Consider the following 19835-nt stretch of genomic DNA (forward strand, 5'->3'; position numbering starts at 1 on the left):
CAAAAAAATATCGAAGAAAACACATGGATTACGGAAAAGAGTTCAAGAACTACGCTATAAAAGACCAAGGGATCAGCAGCACGTACTATGACAAAATCATTAGTACCATGTACCCATCGGCAATGACCCCGAACATCATCGAGGAGAGACAGTTAAATGCCATTGCAATGGATGTTTTTTCCAGGTTGATGATGGATAGGATCATTTTTTTGGGAACAGGCATCAATGACCAGGTTGCCAATATTGTTCAAGCACAATTATTGTTTTTGGAAAGTGCAGATGCCTCCAAGGACATTCAGATCTACATCAACTCCCCAGGGGGAAGTGTATATGCAGGTCTTGGAATCTACGACACCATGCAATTTATAAAGCCCGATGTGGCCACCATATGCACAGGAATGGCTGCCTCTATGGGCGCCGTATTGCTTTGTGCCGGTGAAAAAGGAAAACGAAGTGGGCTGACACATTCCCGTGTTATGATCCACCAACCTTTGGGAGGAGCACAGGGGCAGGCAAGTGATATAGAAATCACTGCAAGGGAAATCCTAAAACTAAAGGATGAATTGTACCAGATCATCGCAAATCACTCAGGACAATCCTTTGAAAAAGTAAGTGATGACAGTGACAGGGATTACTGGATGAAAGCCAACGAAGCCCTGAAATACGGGATGATCGATGAAATTTTAGTAAGGGATACCAAATAATCCCGACAAAGGAAAAGCACATACGGAAAGAAATTTTCGTACAGATAAACCAAAAACCCAATAACTGCGTTATTGAGTTTTATGTTACCCCCATTATTATGGCAAAAGAAAACTTAGAATGCTCTTTTTGCGGAAGGAAAAAACCGGAAACCAATCTATTGATTGCCGGCTTGGATGCACATATTTGTGACCGATGTATTGAGCAAGCGCACGGAATCGTTGCCGAAGAATCCAAACAATCCAACAAGAACGATCTATCGTCTGAATTGACTCTTAGAAAACCTTTGGATATCAAAGAATTCTTGGATACGTTCATCATTGGACAGGACAGGACCAAAAAGGTGATGTCCGTTGCTGTGTACAACCACTACAAGCGTTTGTTACAGCCCAAGAGCAAGGAAGATGATATTGAAATCCAAAAGAGCAATATCATCATGGCCGGGCAAACGGGAACCGGAAAAACATTGATGGCCAAAACCATTGCCAAAATGTTGAATGTTCCCTTGGCCATTGTAGATGCCACGGTTTTGACCGAAGCAGGTTACGTGGGAGAAGATGTGGAAAGCATCTTGACAAGATTGCTTCAGGCTGCGGATTACAATTTGGAAAAAGCGGAACGAGGTATCGTTTTTATTGATGAAATAGACAAGATTGCCCGTAAAAGCGACAACCCCTCCATTACCAGGGACGTTTCCGGGGAAGGAGTACAGCAGGGATTGTTGAAACTCTTGGAAGGTACCGTAGTGAACGTTCCACCAAAAGGAGGACGCAAGCATCCGGACCAGAAATTTATTGAGGTCAATACAGAAAATATCTTGTTTATTGCAGGTGGCGCCTTTGATGGTATAGAACGTATCATCACCAAACGCTTGAACATGCAGGCCGTAGGTTATAGCGCTTCCAAAGCAGAGGACAATCTGGACAATAACAATATCCTACAATATATCATCCCAAAGGACTTAAAAGAATTTGGATTGATCCCCGAGATCATTGGGCGACTACCAGTCCTTACCCATATGAACCCCTTGGACGAGGAAACATTGCGTGCCATCCTTACCGAACCCAAGAACGCCATTATCAAACAGTATGAAAAATTGTTTGCCATGGACGATATCAGCTTTAAGATTACTGATGAAGCGCTAAACTACATCGTAAAAAAAGCTATTGAGTACAAATTGGGTGCCCGAGGATTACGATCACTCTGTGAGGCTATTTTCACGGATGCGATGTTCGAATTGCCAAGCAGTGATGAAAGGGAATTCAAAGTAACCAAATCCTATGCAGAGGAGAAACTTTCCTTTGTGACCTTGAAAAAACTAAAAGCAGCTTCTTAGGACTGAAGCTGCTTTTTTATTGCCATACCCAAAAGGTCCTTACAAACCTTTTGTATAATTTTCTCATCGGAATACAGTTCGTGCCCAAAGTTGGGTACAATATCAAATTCCAAATCCAACTTTTTCGCCCAGGCATCGGACGGTCTAAATTCATCCTTACCTCCATACACCAAGGTTGTTCTGCATTTCGGTTTTTCCGATTCATTTCTGATCCTGGTGGCCGAAACGGTATACAGCGATTTCATTTTCAAACCTGCCAGTGCGGCCTTCCATGCTATGGTCCCTCCGGTACTGAATGCCAAAAAATGACTGGGTACGGATTCCTTCTTCAATAGATGTGCTACTGCCGTGTTTATACCGCCGTTTACAAAGGCCTGATGTACATTTTTATTGGAGTCAATAGCCAAATCTATATTTGCCAATTGTTGGCAATCATAAAATTCGATATCAAAATGCTGTTGCAAATACCCTAAATAAGAAGTGATCCAGAGTCCTTTTTTTGCACCCCACATATCTGATAATACTACAAGTCGTTCTGCCATAATGAAAAGTTTTAAAGGTTAATAGGGGGCTGTTATTAACGACAATTTGCGTCATTATCCGCTAAAAACAATATTTACTTGTTCATTTGCAGCAATTCTTCGACATAAGTGCGTTCGTTGGACAATCTGGGTATCTTATGCTGTCCTCCCAATTTGTCCTTGGATTTTAGCCAATCATAGAACAGATTCTGTCGTGCTATGTGTACTTTGGGCATTCTCAAGGTCATGCTATTGTACCGCTTTGCCTCATAATCGGAATTCAGGGATTTAAGGGCATTGTCCAGTATTTCCGTGAAATATTCGATCTCTTCGGGCTCGGTCCTGAATTCTATGATCCATTCATGCGCCCCTTTCTCCTTATCGCTCATAAATATGGGAGCTGCGGTATAATCCTTGATCTCGGCACCCGTTTTTTTACAGATACTTTTAAGGGCCTCTTCCGCATTCTCTATGATCAACTCTTCCCCAAAAACATTGATATGGTGCTTGGTCCTGCCCGTTACCTTGATACGGTAGGGGTCTGTAGAGGTAAAACGCACGGTATCCCCTATCTTATAGCGCCAGAGTCCGGCATTGGTAGTAATAATGATGGCGTAATTCACCTTGGTCTGTACTTCCCACAATGGGATTACCCTTTGCTCCAAGGTTCCATAATGGTCCATGGGTATAAACTCATAGAAAATACCGTAATCCAACATCAACAAAAGGTCATCGGCATGGTTCCGGTCCTGTATGGCAAAAAACCCTTCGGAGGCGTTATATATTTCGTAATAGTTAAAGTTCTTTCGGGGCAACAACAGTTTGTACTGCTCTTTATAGGGACCAAAATTGACCCCTCCATGGAAATAAACCTCCAAATTTTCCCAGACCCTGAACAGATGTTCCTTCCCAGTTTCTTCCAGCACATTGTTCAACAGCACCAACATCCATGAAGGCACTCCTGCCAAACTCGTCACATTTTCCTGTACACTCTCCTTAATAATGGCATGCATTTTGGATTCCCATTCACTCATCAAGGAAACCTTGTTGCTGGGGGTACTGCTCAATTCTGCCCAGAATGGCATGTTATCTATGAGTATGGCGGAAAGATCCCCAAAAAAGGTCCCGTTATCCTGATACAACTCCTTGCTGCCACCCAGACGGAGACTTTTTCCCGTAAACAATTGGGAATTTTCGTTGTTGTTGAGATAAAGGCACAGCAGGTCCTTCCCCGACTTGTAGTGGCAATCTTCCAGCGCCTCTGAACTTACGGGTATAAACTTACTTTTGGCATTGGTGGTGCCACTGCTTTTGGCAAACCACTTGATGGATGTGGGCCAGAAAATATTTTGCTCCCCTTTTCTGGTCCGTTCTATCATGGGTTCTATCTCTTCATAAGAGACAATGGGCACACGCTCTGCAAAGGTTTTGTAATTAACAATGGATTCAAAGCCGTATTTTTTTCCTATTTCCGTGTCCTCGGCAATGGTCAATAATTGGCGCAACACCTCTTCCTGTACTTCCCCCGGATATTTCAGGAAAAGTTCTATCTGGTGATCGCGCTTTTTCAACAACCAAGATGCTATTGAATTAAATAATGGTATGGGCATTTTTCGGTATCTTTATCCTAAAATGATAGGCTTTAATCTAATGGCTAATTTCATTAAAAATAGCTTTTAAAATTATCATTTTCAAATTGAAATTTAATTTAAAAAAATGCTTTTATGCAGTTTGAAGGAGTCTTAAAAAAAATGCAAACAGAATTAGGGAATCCTATTCAATATTATCTGGTTTTTGAAAACGACTTTCTAAATGTCAACCAAGTGCTGGACAAAGAGTTGGAAATAAAATTTATAAAATACCAGTGCCTCAATTGTCATTTGGACAAAACCATCTACAGACAGGGATTTTGCCGAAATTGCTTTTTTGAAATTCCTTCCGCCGGTGATTGGATCATGAGACCTGAACTGAGTACGGCGCATTTGGACCAGGAAGATAGGGATTTGGAGTACGAAAAGAAGGTACAGCTACAACCACACATTGTCTATCTGGCCAATTCCAGCAACATAAAAGTAGGGGTCACCAGAAAATCCCAAGTCCCTACAAGATGGATCGACCAAGGGGCGCACGAGGCCATAGAGATCGTAGAAGTGCCAAATCGCTATTTGGCCGGAATTACCGAGGTTGCCCTTAAAGACCATATTGGCGACAAGACCAATTGGCGAAAAATGCTTACCAACAATGTGGATGATGAGGATCTGGTGGCCTATAGAAACAAATTGAGGCAGTACATCCCGGAGGAAGCTGCCCCATATTTTATTGAAAGCAACCAGGAAAGCCACATGGAATTCCCTGTATTGCGCTATCCGGAAAAAGTAAAAAGCCTAAACCTTGAAAAGACCCCACATTTTAAGGGGATCCTTAAAGGCATCAAGGGCCAGTATCTCATCTTTGAGGATAATACCGTTTTCAATGTCAGGGGCAGCGAGGGCTATTATATTTCCCTGGGGATTAGTTAACGCTGTCCTTTTTAACCTCGGCTTCTTTCTTCTTCTTGTTCAGAAAACCTCCCAGCACACCTGAGGCAGCTTCTTTTATTGCGTCTTTCTTGGGTGTGGTACCGGTTTTTGTGGCAGCGGTATCTTGGGTTTTCGTCTTATTCCCTATCAGGCCTCCCAGAACTTCCTTCACTCCCTCTTGTCCACCAGACTTTTGGGCCGTGGAGTCCTTCGTTTTGGCATCACCTCCCAATAGACCACCTATCAAACTTTTCGCCTTATCCTTGCCCTGGTCCATCAACTTTTGCTTCTGTATTTCCACCAGTTGGGAGGTTAGGTTTTTTACGCCACTGGTAAGGTCCGTACTTACTTTGGGACTGTTGTACATTCCTCCGATGTTGGCAGTAACGGGAATGGTCAACCCTTCCAAGGACTTATCATCTATTTTAGCAAGGAGGTTATTAATTTCCTTGCCCAAATACTTTGCAGGGACCTCCAAGGTAGCGGCATAGTTCAATTTTTGATCGAAGGTATGGCTACCGGCCACGTTGATGGCTATATCCTGATACTTGATGGTGAACGGCTTTACTTTGACGATCCCATCCTCAAAATTCAGGGCCGTTTTCAGCTCCTTTAAATCCAACTTCTTAAAATCGATGAAATTCAATGCCCCGTCCAAACTGGACAACACCTGTGATTTTTCCGAATCGATCTTTTCTGTAAACAAAGAGGCAAGGATATTCCCCGATAAGCTGATCAGATCAGGGGTAAAATCGTCCTTCAGATTTCCCGACAGTGCAATATCGGAATTAAGCGTACCTTGAAGTACATTGGCTATAGGTGCCAAAACTTTGAAAAGCTCCAAGGATTTAAAAGTTTCCCCTATCTTAAAACTGTCCATTCCCAACTTCATGGCGAAGGTTGGTGTTTCGCTTTTGGTGGACACCTCCCCACTGAATGCCATCTTTCCATCAAATATGGAAGAGGTCATATTCACAAGTTCCGCCTTTTCGTCTTTGATCTTAAGAGTTCCCGAAACATTTTTCAGGGTAAGATTATCATAGAGCACATTGTTCGCCGTGGCATTTATGGTACAATCCAAAAACGAAGGTATTTTGATCTTTTCTTCGGCTACGGGCGCGGCCTCGGCTTTGGCCTCTGCACCGCCCTCTCCTTCCGTTTCTGCCACCATAAAATCATTAAGGGCAAAAGTGTTTGATTTAAGATTGAAATTGCCCTCTACCTGTTCATCGTTGAACATAAAGCCCAAAAGGTTGTTGATAGTTCCGGTAACATCAAAATCTGTCTTTCCGGTTGTTCCCTTCAATTCATTCAAGGTCACCGTTTTTGGATTAAAAGTCACGGCCGTTTTTTCCAATTTCACGGCATTGGGGATCTCGGCCGACTTATATTCGAACCCCTGAAGGGTCAGATTACCACTTGTGTTGGTATTTTCATACTGTTTTTTCTCTACCGTGGCCATATCAAAGGCGGTAGTAATATCTGCCGTCAGGATTCCCTTTAGATCCAAATCTGCAGGAACCGGATACGCCTTGGAAATATTGGCCAGGTTCATTTTACCGTCCACGTGGGCATTGACCTTGGTATTCCCCATAAGGTCGCGAATATTGGCCACCATATTGAACTTGTCCTGATCGATCATAAAACTCAGCTTGCGGATATCCACAAAGGTATCTTCGGTAATCCCAGTGGTATTGGTAATTTCCGTATCAATAAAGACATTGCTCACCGATTTTGGCAGATCAGGGTATTTAAAGGATGCATTGTCCGATTTGATGTCAATTTTAAACTGTGGAATATGAAGATCATCCACGATACCCGTAAATTTCCCTGTAACAATAAAATTACCGGTAGTCTTTACATTTTCTATGTTTTTGGAATAGGTTTCCGGAATCACCGCCAAAAAGTTTTTGAAGTCCGATGAAGGAGTCTTAAAACTGATGTTCACCTCCTGTCCTTCTTCCAACATCTTTACGTAGCCTTCAAATACCAAGGGCAATTGGTTCACCAAGGCCTCGTTCTTCAGGAAGGTGTATTTCTCCTCTTTTAGGTCCACCCCGATCAGGGCTTTTAGCTGTACCGGGTTTTTGTTCAAATAATTGGTACTGTCCATCTCAAAAGAGACCAAGGCAGTGGTCTGTGTATCCAACTCCGATTTCTCCAAGGAAAGATCCCCCGTCCCGTTGTGGTTCATCTCTGCAATTTCCAATCGCATATTGGATGCCATGTCATGGTAAACAACGGTGGAGTTCAGAATTTCATATTTCTGTAGGGTAAGCAAAAAATTGTCATCCGTCTCCTGGGCGTCGGGGCCCTTGTCCAGGGCAATATCGTAATTGGCGTTTTCCGCCATATCATATTTAATGTTCAATTGGGCACCATCCACTTTTAGGTAGGTAAGCTCAATGGGCTCTTGGGAATCGTTGAACAATTCCATCACGGACATTTTCAGCTCCACCTCTTTGGAGGCGAACAAAGTATCCCCGGCAAAAGGGGCCTTGTTTATCAGGGAGATCCCTTCCAAGGTAACTGTGGCGTTAGGGAAACTTTTGAAGAAACTAAGATCGGCTTCCGCAAAATCAAAGGTAGCGTTGATACTTGTATTAACCTTTTCCTTGATCAGTTTGGTTATTTTTCCTTTGAGAAAAAATGGTGCTGCAATTAGTGTTCCTACGAGGACCACCAAAACAATACCTGTTATTTTTAATGCTTTATTTTTCATAAATACCTAAGCGTTTTGCATTGCGATAAACAATTTTACAGCAATGTATTTCATTATTACCTTGAAACAAAAACAATTGAAATTTTTTATACTTCCAGATCTATTTCCTGTCCTATTTCAAGTTTAAACCGTTTTCTAAATATATGTACGAAAAAATACAAAAAAGGAGTGTCTATAAATGCTATTAAAATCTTAAAAATAAATCCACTTACCACAAGACCGTAAAACATACTCCATGGAATCACCTGAAAAACACACAATAGGCCAACTACGGTGAAGGTATCTATAAACTGCGAAGAGAAGGTAGAAAAGTTGTTCCGCAGCCAGAGCAGCTTGCCTTTGGTAATGCGTTTCCAAAAGTGATAGATGGCTATATCCACGTATTGTGCCAGCAGATAGGCAATCATTGAGGCCAGAACCGCCACGGGCGACAGGGCAAAAACCGTATTGAAAATCTCATCATTAACAGGGGATGAATCTACCGCTGGCGCCACGTTTGCCAAATATATGATCCCCATGGAAAAAAAAGAGGCAAAAATACCGGCGGTCACGATCTGATTGGCTTTTTTGGCCCCATAGATCTCAGAGATAAGATCGGTGATGAGAAAGGTAATGGGGTACGGCAAGATCCCAACTGAGATCACAAACAATGGAGCACCAAAAATGGTGGCATCCTCCCCAAAAGGCATCCAATAAAAGAATTTTTGAAAAATAAGGTTTGAAACCACCAAGGAGGTGATAAAAAGCGCACCCAAATACAAGTATATGGTATGCGCAAATTTCTTATCCCTATAGGTCATATTTATTTGATGTTAAGCACAAAGGGCATTCTTGCCTGAACACCTTTCTGCTCCATGGCCGCTTTCACCTGTTGTAAGATTCCATAGATCTCCGTACCTACTTCTTCTTTGATAAATGCCTGTTTGGCCTTGGCACTGCTGCCTCCCAGATCTTCCATCAACTGCTCAAATCCGGTTTTGTATTTTGGAAAATTTTTGATGCCGTAAGAGGACAGTCCCACCATGGAGGCCGCTTCCTCTATGGCTTCCTCCAGGCCGCCAAGTTCATCTACCAACCCCAGTCTTTTGGCATCTACGCCACTCCATACTCGACCCTGCGCCAAACTATCGGCATTGGCAATGGATATATCCCTTCCCTGTGCTACTCTTGAAAGAAATGTCTTATAGGTAGATTCCACTCCTTCCTGAACGGTCTTCCTAAAGGTATCGCTCATCGGCTCAAATAGGGAATAGTCCACAGAATTCCTATTGGTTCCCACCTGTTCCGCATTGACACCAATATCTGCCGCCAATTCGGTCATATTGGGCACTACGCCAAATACTCCTATGGATCCGGTGATGGTCGTAGGCTCAGCAAAAATCTTATCCGCGCCCACGGCAATATAATAGCCTCCCGAAGCGGCTACATCCCCCATGGAGACTACTACCGGCTTCATTTCTTTGGTCAGTTCCACTTCCCTCCATATAATATCCGAGGTCAGTGCACTACCACCCGGAGAGTTCACCCTAAGGACAATGGCCTTGACAGATTTGTCTTCCCTAGCTTTGATGAGGGCGTCATTGATAATATCGGCCCCTATGACATTTGGACCCCCCTCTCCATAAATAATTTCGCCCTGGGCATAGATGACCGCAATTTTATCGGACCCAGTGTGCAACTTCTTTTTCTTGGCATACTTAATATAATCGTTAAGATCTACATAATTAAGATCCCTATCGTTTTCAATACCCGCAGCATCCCTCAATTTGGATTCATACTGATCGTAATACAGGATATCGTCAATCAATCCGGAGGCCTTGGCATATTCAGGCGTTCTGGCCCCAAGGGTATCAGCAATGATATTTAGGTTTTCTGGACTGATATTTCTACCATCCGAGATATCGTGCACCATAGAAGACCACAAGGACCCTATCAATTCTTTGATCTGTGTCCTATTGGCATCACTCATCTCATTGGATAGGAAGGGCTCCACGGCACTTTTGTATTTCCCATGACGGATCACCTCCATTTTGATCCCCGTTTTTTCCTGCAGCTCCTTAAAGAACAAAACTTCGGACGAAAGTCCTTTAAAATCCATCATTCCCACAGGGTTCATGAATATTCCATTCGCAACGCTGGAAAGGTAGTAGTCCTTCTGCATATAAAAATCCCCGTAGGCATATACAAATTTCCCGCTTTCCCTAAAGTCCTTTAGGGCCTTGCGAATTGCTTGTGTCTGCGACATTCCTGCCAGGATATAATTGTTGTTTATACTGATCCCTTTGATATTCTCATCTCCTTTGGCAACATGGATAGCATGTAATATTTCATCCAATCCCTGGGATCTATCGAACAAACCAGCGAAAGGATCTGCGTCTGCATTCCCAACAAAATCGCTTATGGGGTCCTCAAGATGAAGTTCCAAAATGGAATTTTTCTTGATACTCACACTGTCCTCGGCACCCCCAATAAGGCTGCCCAGAATAATAAACATGACAAACAGGATCCCAAACGCGAAGAGGGTACCCAATATTGAGGCCAAAAGATTCCTTAAAAAATTCATTCAGTAGAAATTAAATTTGCGGTTCCAAAGATAGGCATTGTAAACGTTCTGCATTCACAACATCCTATCTAACTAGTCGTAAACTATTACAATTTGTTACAAAGAATTATTTCAATTGTTTTATGGATTATCCTGAATTAAGTCGGTTTCTTTTATTTATTTTGCTTTCCCAATTATGAATAATTCCAAGACCACATATCTCTCTATAGGAAGCAACCTGGGTGACAAGTTGAATAACTTGCAGGAAGCCGTCTTTGCCATTCAGAAAAAGGCAGGATTTATAACCGCCGTCTCTTCTGTTTACAAAACTCCGGCCTGGGGTTTCCAAGGGGACAATTTTTTAAATGCATGCTTGTCCCTACAGACCTTTTTGTCCCCGGAACAGCTCTTGGAGGCCATCCTGGACGTGGAAACCTCCTTGGGAAGGACTAGGAACCTTGAGGAAGGTTATCAGCCCAGGACCATAGATATAGATATCATTTATTACGAATACGAGATCATCCATACCGAGAATTTGGTGATCCCCCATCCAAATCTACAAAAAAGGAGATTTGTCTTAAGGCCATTGGCGGATATCGCCCCACAATTTTATCATCCCATTATCAATAAGGACACTAGAAATCTATTGCAGGAATGCCCTGATAAGAGTGTCGCGGAAAAAACCTTACTTAAATTGTACAAGAGCAAAGAAGAACTTTTTTCCAAACTACATTTTATAACGATCGAAGGGAATATTGGTGCCGGGAAAACTACCTTGGCCAATATGATCGCCGACGACTTTAATGCCAAACTGGTTTTGGAACGATTTGCGGACAACCCCTTCCTACCCAAATTTTACGAGGACCAATCCCGTTATGCCTTTCCTCTGGAGATGTCTTTCTTGGCCGATCGTTACCAGCAGTTTACGGACGATACCTCACAATTTGACCTGTTCAAAAATTTCATGGTCAGCGATTACGATATCTACAAGTCTCTCATCTTTGCCAATGTAACCTTACAGGAGGAGGAGTTTTCACTTTATAGGAAGGTGTTCACCTTTATGCACAAAGAGATAAAGAAACCGGATATTTTCATCTATCTATATCAAAATTCCGAGCGTTTGTTATCGAACATCAAAAAGAGGGGGCGCGATTACGAGCAGAACATTTCCTCTGAATATTTGGAAAAAATCAATAGGGGTTATCTCGATTTTATCAAGAGTTCCCCGGAGCGCAGGAGCCTGATCATTGATGTCAGCGAGCTCGATTTTGTTCAGAACCAGAAGGATTATGAGTATATCTTGGATGAAATACAAAAATTCACCGTTTCCCTGCCATAGGCCACTTATTTTTGCCCAATTATTGTATAAATCAAACAGATTTACTTAATTGCAGTGCAAAACCAAGCGAAACTAACTAACTCAAACTTTTAATCAGACCCAATTTCACGATTGGGTCTTTTTATTTTCCGGCGGTTTTGGCGGCCTTTTTTATTTTTGACCACAGGTCCCAGACCACTACGCCCGCACTTACCGATATATTCAAGGAGTGCTTGGTACCATACTGCGGTATTTCAATGACCTTATCACAGGCCGTGACCACGTCTTGGGCCACCCCTTTAACTTCGTTTCCAAAGACCAGCACCTGTTTTTTATCTGAAGTAGGGTTATAGTCGTTGAGCATGATGGCATGTTCCGCCTGTTCTATGGCCAAGGTCTCGTACCCCAAAAGCTTACATTCCTCTACCAGTTCCAAAGTATCCTGGCGATACTCCCAAGCGACGCTATCGGTTGCCCCCAGTGCAGTCTTGTGGATATCCTTATGGGGAGGGGTGGCAGTGATACCGCACAGATAAATTTTCTCTACCAAAAAAGCATCGGCGGTCCTGAACACGGATCCTATATTGTTAAGGCTTCTAATGTTATCCAAAACTATAATGATAGGAGACTTTTCTGCCTCTTTAAATTCACCTACATCCAGCCTGTTAAGTTCGCTATTTTCTAATTTTCGCATGTATACTTTTTGTTTTCGTCATTTTCTGCCCAGCATATAACCTTAAAGCCCGACAGCCTAAAAGTTATTCCCAAAATATCAACAATGGTTTGCCAACCCTAAAGAAAATGGTACTTTCGTTCCTATAAGATATCTGCAAAAATAAGTTAATAAAATCGCTTTGGCCAATTCAAAAAAAACAAAAAAGGTAACCCCTTTAATGCAACAGTACAATACCATCAAGACCAAATATCCTGATGCCCTATTGTTGTTCCGTGTAGGCGATTTTTATGAAACTTTTGGAGAGGACGCCGTCAAGGCCTCCAAGATCCTGGGCATTATCCTGACCCATAGGAACAATGGGGGCGACCGCACGGAATTGGCCGGCTTTCCGCACCATTCCCTGAACACCTATTTGCCAAAATTGGTAAAGGCTGGGCAACGGGTGGCCATCTGCGACCAGCTTGAAGATCCCAAACAGACCAAGACCATCGTAAAAAGAGGGGTCACGGAACTGGTAACCCCGGGAGTGGCCTTCAATGATGATATCCTGAATGCCAAGGACAACAATTTCCTTTGTGCCGTTCATTTTGGCAGAAAGACCATAGGGGTCTCCTTTTTGGATATTTCCACGGGAGAGTTTTTGACTTCCGAAGGAACCGAGGAGCAGATCGATAAACTGCTTCAAAATTTTTCACCCAACGAGGTTTTGGTTTCCAAAGCGAACAAAAAGGAATTCTTGGAAGTTTTTGGTAAGCAGTTCCATACCTTTTTTACGGAAGACTGGATCTTCCAGGAGGATTATGCCCTGGAAACGCTCACCAACCATTTCAAGACCAACACCCTTAAAGGTTTTGGGGTAGACCATTTAACCTATGGGGTGGTAGCTTCAGGAGCCGTCTTGCATTACCTATCGGAAACCCAGCACCACCAATTACAACACATCAATAGATTACAGCGTATAGCCGAGGAGGAATATATATGGATGGATAGGTTTACCATCCGAAACCTGGAACTCTACCACTCCACCAATCTCAATGCCGTCACCTTATTGGATGTCATTGACAAGACCATATCCCCTATGGGCGGACGCTTGCTTAAAAGGTGGTTGGCGCTGCCACTGAAGAATATTGAAAAGATAAGACGTAGGCACCAGGTCATTTCCTATTTGTACAAGGAACCCACTACACTTCAGAAACTCCAGCACAACATCAAACAAATGGGCGATCTGGAGCGCTTGATCTCCAAGGTGGCCACGGGGAAGATCAGCCCCAAGGAGGTAATCCAGCTAAAAAATTCATTGGAGGCTGTTGTCCCTGTCAAGCAACTGACCACCAAAAGCCCCAATGAGGCCGTAAAACTCATAGGCGACCAATTGCACTCCTGTGAGCTGCTACGGACCAAGATCAAGGAAATGATCAGTGAGGAGGCACCAGTAAACATTTTAAAAGGAAGTACCATAGCCCAAGGATATTCCGCAGAACTGGACGAACTACGGGGCTTGGCCTTTTCCGGGAAGGACTACCTCAACAAAATGTTGGAAAGGGAAACCAAAAACACTGGTATCACCTCCCTTAAGATAGCCTCCAATAATGTATTTGGCTATTATATCGAGGTCCGCAACACGCATAGGGACAAGGTGCCGGAGGAATGGATCCGCAAGCAGACCTTGGTCAATGCAGAACGATATATCACGGAGGAGCTCAAGGAATATGAGTCCAAAATTCTGGGTGCCGAGGAGCGCATCCAAAATTTGGAACAGCAACTGTTCTCCCAGTTGATTGTTTGGATGCAGGAATATATCTCCCCGGTACAGAACAATGCGCAACTGATAGCGCAGCTCGACTGCCTTTGTGGGTTTACCCAACTGGCAAAAGACAACAATTACGTGGCTCCGACCATGAACGATTCTACGGAATTGCTCATAAAAAATGGCAGGCATCCGGTCATAGAAAAGCAACTGCCATTGGGCGAGGCCTATATTGCCAATGATGTGACCCTGAACCGGGAGGAACAGCAGATCATTATGATCACGGGACCCAATATGAGTGGTAAATCGGCCATCCTGCGTCAAACGGCCTTGATCGTGCTTCTGGCACAGATGGGAAGTTTTGTTCCTGCAGCATCCGCAGAAATTGGCTATGTGGACAAGATCTTCACCCGTGTAGGTGCCAGCGACAATATTTCTATGGGAGAATCTACCTTTATGGTGGAGATGAACGAAACCGCCTCTATTTTGAACAACCTCTCAGAACGCAGTTTGGTATTGTTGGATGAGATTGGACGCGGTACCAGCACATATGACGGTATTTCCATAGCCTGGGCCATCTCGGAATATCTACATGAGCACCCGGCAAGGGCGAAAACCCTCTTTGCTACCCATTACCATGAGATCAATGAGATGACGGCCACCTTTCCGAGGATCAAAAACTACAACGTGTCCGTCAAGGAACTGAAAGACAACGTGCTTTTCTTGCGCAAGCTCACCCCTGGGGGCAGCGAGCACAGTTTTGGAATCCATGTGGCCAAAATGGCGGGGATGCCCCAACAGGTGATCCATAAGGCCAATAAAATTCTGAAGAAATTGGAGAAATCCCATTCCAACGAAGAGCTCACCGATAATTTGAAGGCGGCCCAGAATGAAATGCAGTTGAGCTTTTTTAATTTGGACGATCCCTTGTTAGCACAGATCAAGGAGGAGATCCTTCATTTGGACATCAATACCCTCACTCCGGTGGAGGCCCTGATGAAATTGAATGAGATTCAACGTTTGCTGTCCAAAAAGAAGAACGCCTAATCATTACGGTATTCCCCTATTCCATTGGTTTTTAGGATGTTTGAATGCGGTCTATGGCCGATGGTTATTGGGGTCTATTTTTTTTATTTCTTTTTAAACAAATTTCTTTGCCTTTTATAGAATTGTATTAAATTTGCATCCGCATCAGACAAAGATGCTGCCCTTTGGGGCATATGTTCTTAACAATCGCGAAAATAGCTCAGTTGGTAGAGCGCCACCTTGCCAAGGTGGAGGTCGCGGGTTCGAATCCCGTTTTTCGCTCCATTTTTGATCGAAAAATTGGTGTTGCGGCCAGCACTTCTTTTAGCGCCGTTTTTCGCTCATATTACAATCCACGTTCTACCAATGGTAGGACCGCTGCGCAAGCAGAGGCTCGAGTGGTGGAATTGGTAGACACGTTGGACTTAAAATCCAATGGACATTAGTCCGTGCGGGTTCAAGTCCCGCCTCGAGTACAGATGAAGAAAAGACCAAAGCGAAAGCTTTGGTCTTTTTTGTTTTAAGTGCTGAGTCAAATTTATTTGAGCGAAAGCGGGCAAAACAAAAATAACAGTCCTGAAAGGAACGGCCTTTTCTTCTCAACATGTTCGAACGGGACTCACCGAACGAAGTGAGGTAATTCTCGCCTTCCAAATCAATACCATATTTAATAGATTAATTACCCAAGCTTTCTTGTTTTAAGTGCTGAGTCAAATTTATTTGAGCGAAAGCGGGCAAAACAATAATAACAGTCCTGGAAGGACCGGTCTTTTCTTCTCAACATGTTCGAACGGGACTCACCGAACGTAGTGAGGTAATTCTCGCCTTCCAAATCAATACCATATTTAAATAGTAAATCGAGGCTTCTTTGTTTTAAGTGCTGAGCCAAATGTATTTGAGCGAAAGCGGGCAAAACAAAAATAACAGTCCTGAAAGGACCGGTCTTTTCTTCTCAACATGTTCGAACGGGACTCACCGATCGAAGTGAGGTAATTCCCGCCTCAATTTCCTCAAAATTTTAACTGATAAACATTTGCCAAATTTATTTGAAAAAAAAGGCAAAACACAATTATGGCTCATTGCGCATGATATTATCCAAAAACACTCTTGAAAGCACTACTTATACACTATAAAATCTGTGATGGTCTCAGCCAACAACTCTCTGCCATATGAGTTCCAATGGCCATCATATATAAGTGTCGTCTCCTTTTTGGCATTCTTAAATGTGTTTGAAAAATCTATATATTTAATTCCCTGATCATTACAAAAAGCAATAAATTTTTTGCCGGCTTGTCGGCCATCATACAATAATACTGTTTTGGTTTTATCAAATCCGTACCTGTCAATGAGATCATTAAAGTTGGAAATTCTTGACATTTCCAAATCATCTTTTTTCTCAACGCTACTGTTATATGCATAAACCGGATTAAAGTTTTTTATACCTTTCGTTTTATCGCTTATATAGTTTTTCACGCTTCCAAGTAAACCTATGTCTGTCAGATATATAAAAAGCTTACTACTTTTTAATGTTTTGTGTAATATGGTATTGGCCCTCGAAATTCGATCATAATCCGGCTCATAATAGGACCTCTCAAAATCATTCTCAAATTTCAAATAGAGGAAAATTTTATCCACATTGAGAAATTCTTTTTTATAGGCATGCAATAAATGCATCTGGTCGGCCATATCATACCCCCCAATACCATATTCCAACACTTTGACTGAATCCAATTTTGATTCTATCATCTGCCCCAAGGAGTTCTTATAAGGTTGATGGAACCCTTCTATAAAAGAATCACCAACTAGGGCAATTTCATACGAATCCATTTTTGGTTTAACGGTATTTACCGTATTGAATCCATTCTGATTAATTCTAAATTCAGTAACATGTTGCCTTCTGTTTCCAGTAACATTGAAACCTCTTTGATTTGGAACTCGCTTTTCAACACCAAATTCATCTATATATCTTTTAGGAGTTTCAGAGTATAAATGAAAAATCCTGACCAAACATTCAATTATCAGAAAAACTACTACGAACGAAACGCATAATTTGTAAATCAATTTTCCCATGAGCTATTAAAATTGAAAATATATGAAAGACCTTCCGCTATTGTTATAAAATAATATCATGGCAAATACAACAAGACTATAGGTAGCCAAGCGCACTCCCCTATATTTAAATTGAAATGGCTTACGCTCATTTCTCCTTATTACATATTCATAGATGACGAAAACAGCAAGAAGAAGGTAAAAATCCAACATCCTATAACCATCGGGATGAATATATTCGTGATAGGAGAATTGATCAACAATCTGATTGATATATCCAAAAGCATCCTTTAAGTTAGGAGATCTAAAAAAAATCCTGGAAAAACTCACGAGGGAAAAGGTCAAAAGCACCTGCAAACATTCTTTAAAGGTTGGAAATATAGTTTTTTCAGCTATCACGTTGTCCGCATAAATTCTATTTCTACCCATTAAAAAAACAGGTATGTAAAACAAAGCATGCAAGCCTCCCCAAATGATAAAGGTCCAATTTGCACCGTGCCAAAAACCACTGACCAAAAAAATGATTATTATATTCCGTACCGAAAGCAGTTTTGACACCTTCGAACCGCCCATGGGAATGTACAAGTAGTGCCTAAACCAGGTAGATAAGGATATATGCCATCTTTGCCAATATTCGGCTACATTTCTGGAGAAATTTGGAAACTTAAAATTACTTTTTAATTCAATTCCCAATAGTTTGGCTGAACCAATTGCAATATCGGTATACCCACTAAAATCACCGTAAACCTGAAAGCTAAAAAAAACAATCCCCAATACTAAAGTTGAAGCTGGGTACACGTGATAATTGGCAAAAATATCGTCCACTATAGGGGCTAGGGAATCTGCTATAACGATTTTTTTGAACAAACCCCACAATATCAACTTTAATCCATCTGCCGTTTGATCGTAATTAAAAACTCTTTTAGAAGTAATTTGAGAAAGCAAATTCGAAGCCCTTTCAATAGGACCAGCTACCAATTGAGGAAAGAAGCTGACAAATGCCATAAATGCAATAAAGTTTTTTGTGGGCTTTATTTTTTTATAATAAATATCCATCGAATAAGACATCGTCTGGAAGGTATAAAAAGAGATCCCGACTGGTAACAGGACACTCAAAGACCAAGCACTTTTTATCTGGTATCCAAAAAAACTGCTCATATCCAAGAAGGAATCAATAAAAAAATTAAAGTATTTATAGGTGCCTAAGAGGGCCAAATTAAAAAATACACTAGCCAATAACCATCTTTTACTTAAAATTGGATTATCCCTATGTCTAAATATTTGTAGCCCTACACAATAATCAACAATGGTACTTAGAAATATCAACGACAAAAAACGAATATCCCAACAGCCATAAAAGAAATAGCTAACCACAATGATAAAACTATTCTGTTGGGCAATATTTTTGTTTAAAACGAGCCAATAAACCGCAAATACAATTGGCAAGAATAAAAAATAGTCAAAAGAATTAAATAACATAAGCGTTTAAAAATCAATTAGTCCTCTTCTATCCCTAGGTACCAACACAATAATAATACATTAATCAGCTCTTATAAATTATATTCACATAATCGATTAAAATCCTAGGACCTTCAAATTAATTCTGATATGAAATAAATTCACTCTACCTTTCCATTTTATGGTTTGATATACTCTGTCTATAGCCCAGGACGCATTTGGATTTGATCTTTTAGCTCTTAAAAAATAAGAGTCTATTCAGCATTTAGAACAGGGGGAAGGTTACTAATAACTCATTAAGCGAAAATAATCAGTAATATTTTAAGACACAAGTCTTTAATAAGATCTTCATCGATTTTAAAAGGCCTTTGACATGATAATGAACCACGGGTCGTAATCCGTAAAGGATCAACCATACTTCTTTTCAATTTTCTGCCATTTTTTATTAAAAAATCAATCCAAAATCATTTTATCAAGAAACTAATCCTTCATCCCATTAAGAATTTGGTTTCTTTAACACATTAAAGACTTGATGACGTAACGCCCATTGGCAGTAAAACAAATAGCCTACCATCTCTTTTTCAATGAATTAACCACCAAATCATGCATTTCATCCTCTATTTAGGTATTTGGAAGTCTGAAAACCGAAGGGACGGGTTACTGAATTTCATTTGCGTGATCTAAGAATAGGACACTTAAGAAAATGAAAAAAACACACTGATCTTACTTGCTTTGGTCCTAGTTATTTTTACCGGCTGCAGTAAAGATGACAACACTGAATCCGCTCTTGTGAGCAAGGTATTTCAATTGAATACTGTGTCCGACTCCAACATTAGTGGAACGGCTACTTTATTCAAAAAAAGAAAGGATTAACGGAAATAGTATTGCAGATCAGCAGCTCTTTAACCGATATCCACCCTGCTAAAATCTACTTGAACAATGTTGCTCAAGGTGGTGAAGTAGCTAATACTTTAGCCGCAATTGAGTGTGACTGTGAATCGAGCACAACCTTGGTTTCCAAATTGGACAATGGAACTGCCATTTCCTACGATGAACTTGTAAAGTTTAATGGACATTTAAAAATCCATCAAAATGAAGATCACATGGAAGTCATTATTGCACAGGGCAACATAGGCGCCAACGTACAATAATCAAGAAAATGAATTACCACTAAAAACCCCTGGCTGTTGGTCAGGCTTTTTGTTTACTATTGTTTTAC

14 protein-coding genes and 2 tRNA genes are annotated in these 19835 nt (G+C 41.5%); 8 read left to right on the forward strand and 8 right to left on the reverse strand.

What is annotated here, in order from left to right:
- Positions 1-23: 23 nt before the first annotated feature.
- Positions 24-704, forward strand: a complete 681-nt coding sequence (gene clpP, locus WAA86_RS07645) for an ATP-dependent Clp endopeptidase proteolytic subunit ClpP (RefSeq protein WP_337300409.1) — start codon at positions 24-26, stop codon at positions 702-704.
- A gap of 98 nt (positions 705-802) precedes the next feature.
- Positions 803-2038: an ATP-dependent Clp protease ATP-binding subunit ClpX gene (gene clpX / locus WAA86_RS07650; protein ID WP_337300410.1), complete on the forward strand. Its 1236-nt coding sequence runs from the start codon at positions 803-805 to the stop codon at positions 2036-2038.
- Here clpX and WAA86_RS07655 read toward each other — a convergent pair.
- Together WAA86_RS07655 and WAA86_RS07660 are read right to left on the reverse strand one after the other, a co-directional pair.
- Positions 2035-2580 (reverse strand): hypothetical protein, encoded by a 546-nt coding sequence (locus WAA86_RS07655; protein ID WP_337300411.1) that lies wholly within the window; start codon positions 2578-2580, stop codon positions 2035-2037. The genes clpX and WAA86_RS07655 overlap by 4 nt on opposite strands.
- A 74-nt stretch (positions 2581-2654) precedes the next feature.
- Positions 2655-4169: a GH3 auxin-responsive promoter family protein gene (locus tag WAA86_RS07660; protein ID WP_337300412.1), complete on the reverse strand. Its 1515-nt coding sequence runs from the start codon at positions 4167-4169 to the stop codon at positions 2655-2657.
- Positions 4170-4283: 114 nt separating this feature from the next.
- Here WAA86_RS07660 and WAA86_RS07665 point away from each other — a divergent pair, with 114 nt between their 5' ends.
- The gene (locus WAA86_RS07665; protein ID WP_337300413.1) at positions 4284-5078 is read left to right on the forward strand and encodes a DUF2797 domain-containing protein; all 795 of its coding nucleotides are present in this window, start codon (positions 4284-4286) and stop codon (positions 5076-5078) included.
- On the opposite strand, the gene WAA86_RS07670 is transcribed toward WAA86_RS07665, so the two are convergent.
- The 3 genes from WAA86_RS07670 to sppA all read right to left on the reverse strand — a co-directional run bounded on the left by WAA86_RS07670 (position 5071) and on the right by sppA (position 10363).
- Positions 5071-7800, reverse strand: a complete 2730-nt coding sequence (locus WAA86_RS07670) for an AsmA family protein (RefSeq protein WP_337300414.1) — start codon at positions 7798-7800, stop codon at positions 5071-5073. The two genes, WAA86_RS07665 and WAA86_RS07670, sit on opposite strands and share 8 nt — an antisense overlap.
- A gap of 86 nt (positions 7801-7886) precedes the next feature.
- Entirely contained in the window at positions 7887-8600 is a 714-nt protein-coding gene (locus WAA86_RS07675; protein ID WP_337300415.1) for a queuosine precursor transporter, read from the reverse strand.
- Between the two features lie 2 nt (positions 8601-8602).
- Entirely contained in the window at positions 8603-10363 is a 1761-nt protein-coding gene (sppA, locus tag WAA86_RS07680; RefSeq protein ID WP_337300416.1) for a signal peptide peptidase SppA, read from the reverse strand.
- A gap of 175 nt (positions 10364-10538) precedes the next feature.
- Between sppA and folK the strand changes: the two genes are divergently transcribed.
- Positions 10539-11681: a 2-amino-4-hydroxy-6-hydroxymethyldihydropteridine diphosphokinase gene (gene folK / locus WAA86_RS07685; RefSeq protein WP_337300417.1), complete on the forward strand. Its 1143-nt coding sequence runs from the start codon at positions 10539-10541 to the stop codon at positions 11679-11681.
- Positions 11682-11802: 121 nt separating this feature from the next.
- On the opposite strand, the gene WAA86_RS07690 is transcribed toward folK, so the two are convergent.
- On the reverse strand, positions 11803-12354 hold the full coding sequence (locus WAA86_RS07690) for an RNA methyltransferase (RefSeq protein WP_337300418.1): 552 nt from the start codon (positions 12352-12354) through the stop codon (positions 11803-11805).
- 199 nt (positions 12355-12553) lie between these two features.
- Between WAA86_RS07690 and mutS the strand changes: the two genes are divergently transcribed.
- The 3 genes from mutS (at position 12554) to WAA86_RS07705 (ending at position 15585) form a co-directional block, all read left to right on the forward strand.
- Positions 12554-15130 carry a DNA mismatch repair protein MutS gene (gene mutS / locus WAA86_RS07695; protein WP_337300419.1) on the forward strand — a complete coding sequence of 859 codons (2577 nt, stop codon included), beginning with the start codon at positions 12554-12556 and terminating at the stop codon, positions 15128-15130.
- A gap of 188 nt (positions 15131-15318) precedes the next feature.
- A tRNA-Gly gene (locus WAA86_RS07700) sits at positions 15319-15394 on the forward strand.
- Between the two features lie 107 nt (positions 15395-15501).
- A tRNA-Leu gene (locus WAA86_RS07705) sits at positions 15502-15585 on the forward strand.
- Between the two features lie 640 nt (positions 15586-16225).
- Here WAA86_RS07705 and WAA86_RS07710 read toward each other — a convergent pair.
- Together WAA86_RS07710 and WAA86_RS07715 are read right to left on the reverse strand one after the other, a co-directional pair.
- Positions 16226-17179 (reverse strand): hypothetical protein, encoded by a 954-nt coding sequence (locus WAA86_RS07710; RefSeq protein ID WP_337300420.1) that lies wholly within the window; start codon positions 17177-17179, stop codon positions 16226-16228.
- 6 nt (positions 17180-17185) lie between these two features.
- Positions 17186-18637, reverse strand: a complete 1452-nt coding sequence (locus WAA86_RS07715) for an MBOAT family O-acyltransferase (protein WP_337300421.1) — start codon at positions 18635-18637, stop codon at positions 17186-17188.
- Between the two features lie 863 nt (positions 18638-19500).
- Here WAA86_RS07715 and WAA86_RS07720 point away from each other — a divergent pair.
- Positions 19501-19767 carry a hypothetical protein gene (locus WAA86_RS07720; RefSeq protein WP_337300422.1) on the forward strand — a complete coding sequence of 89 codons (267 nt, stop codon included), beginning with the start codon at positions 19501-19503 and terminating at the stop codon, positions 19765-19767.
- The last annotated feature ends 68 nt before the right edge of the window (positions 19768-19835 follow it).

The sequence above is a fragment of the Sediminicola sp. 1XM1-17 genome (assembly GCF_037203765.1).
In the GTDB taxonomy this organism is placed as follows: Bacteria; Bacteroidota; Bacteroidia; order Flavobacteriales; family Flavobacteriaceae; genus Sediminicola.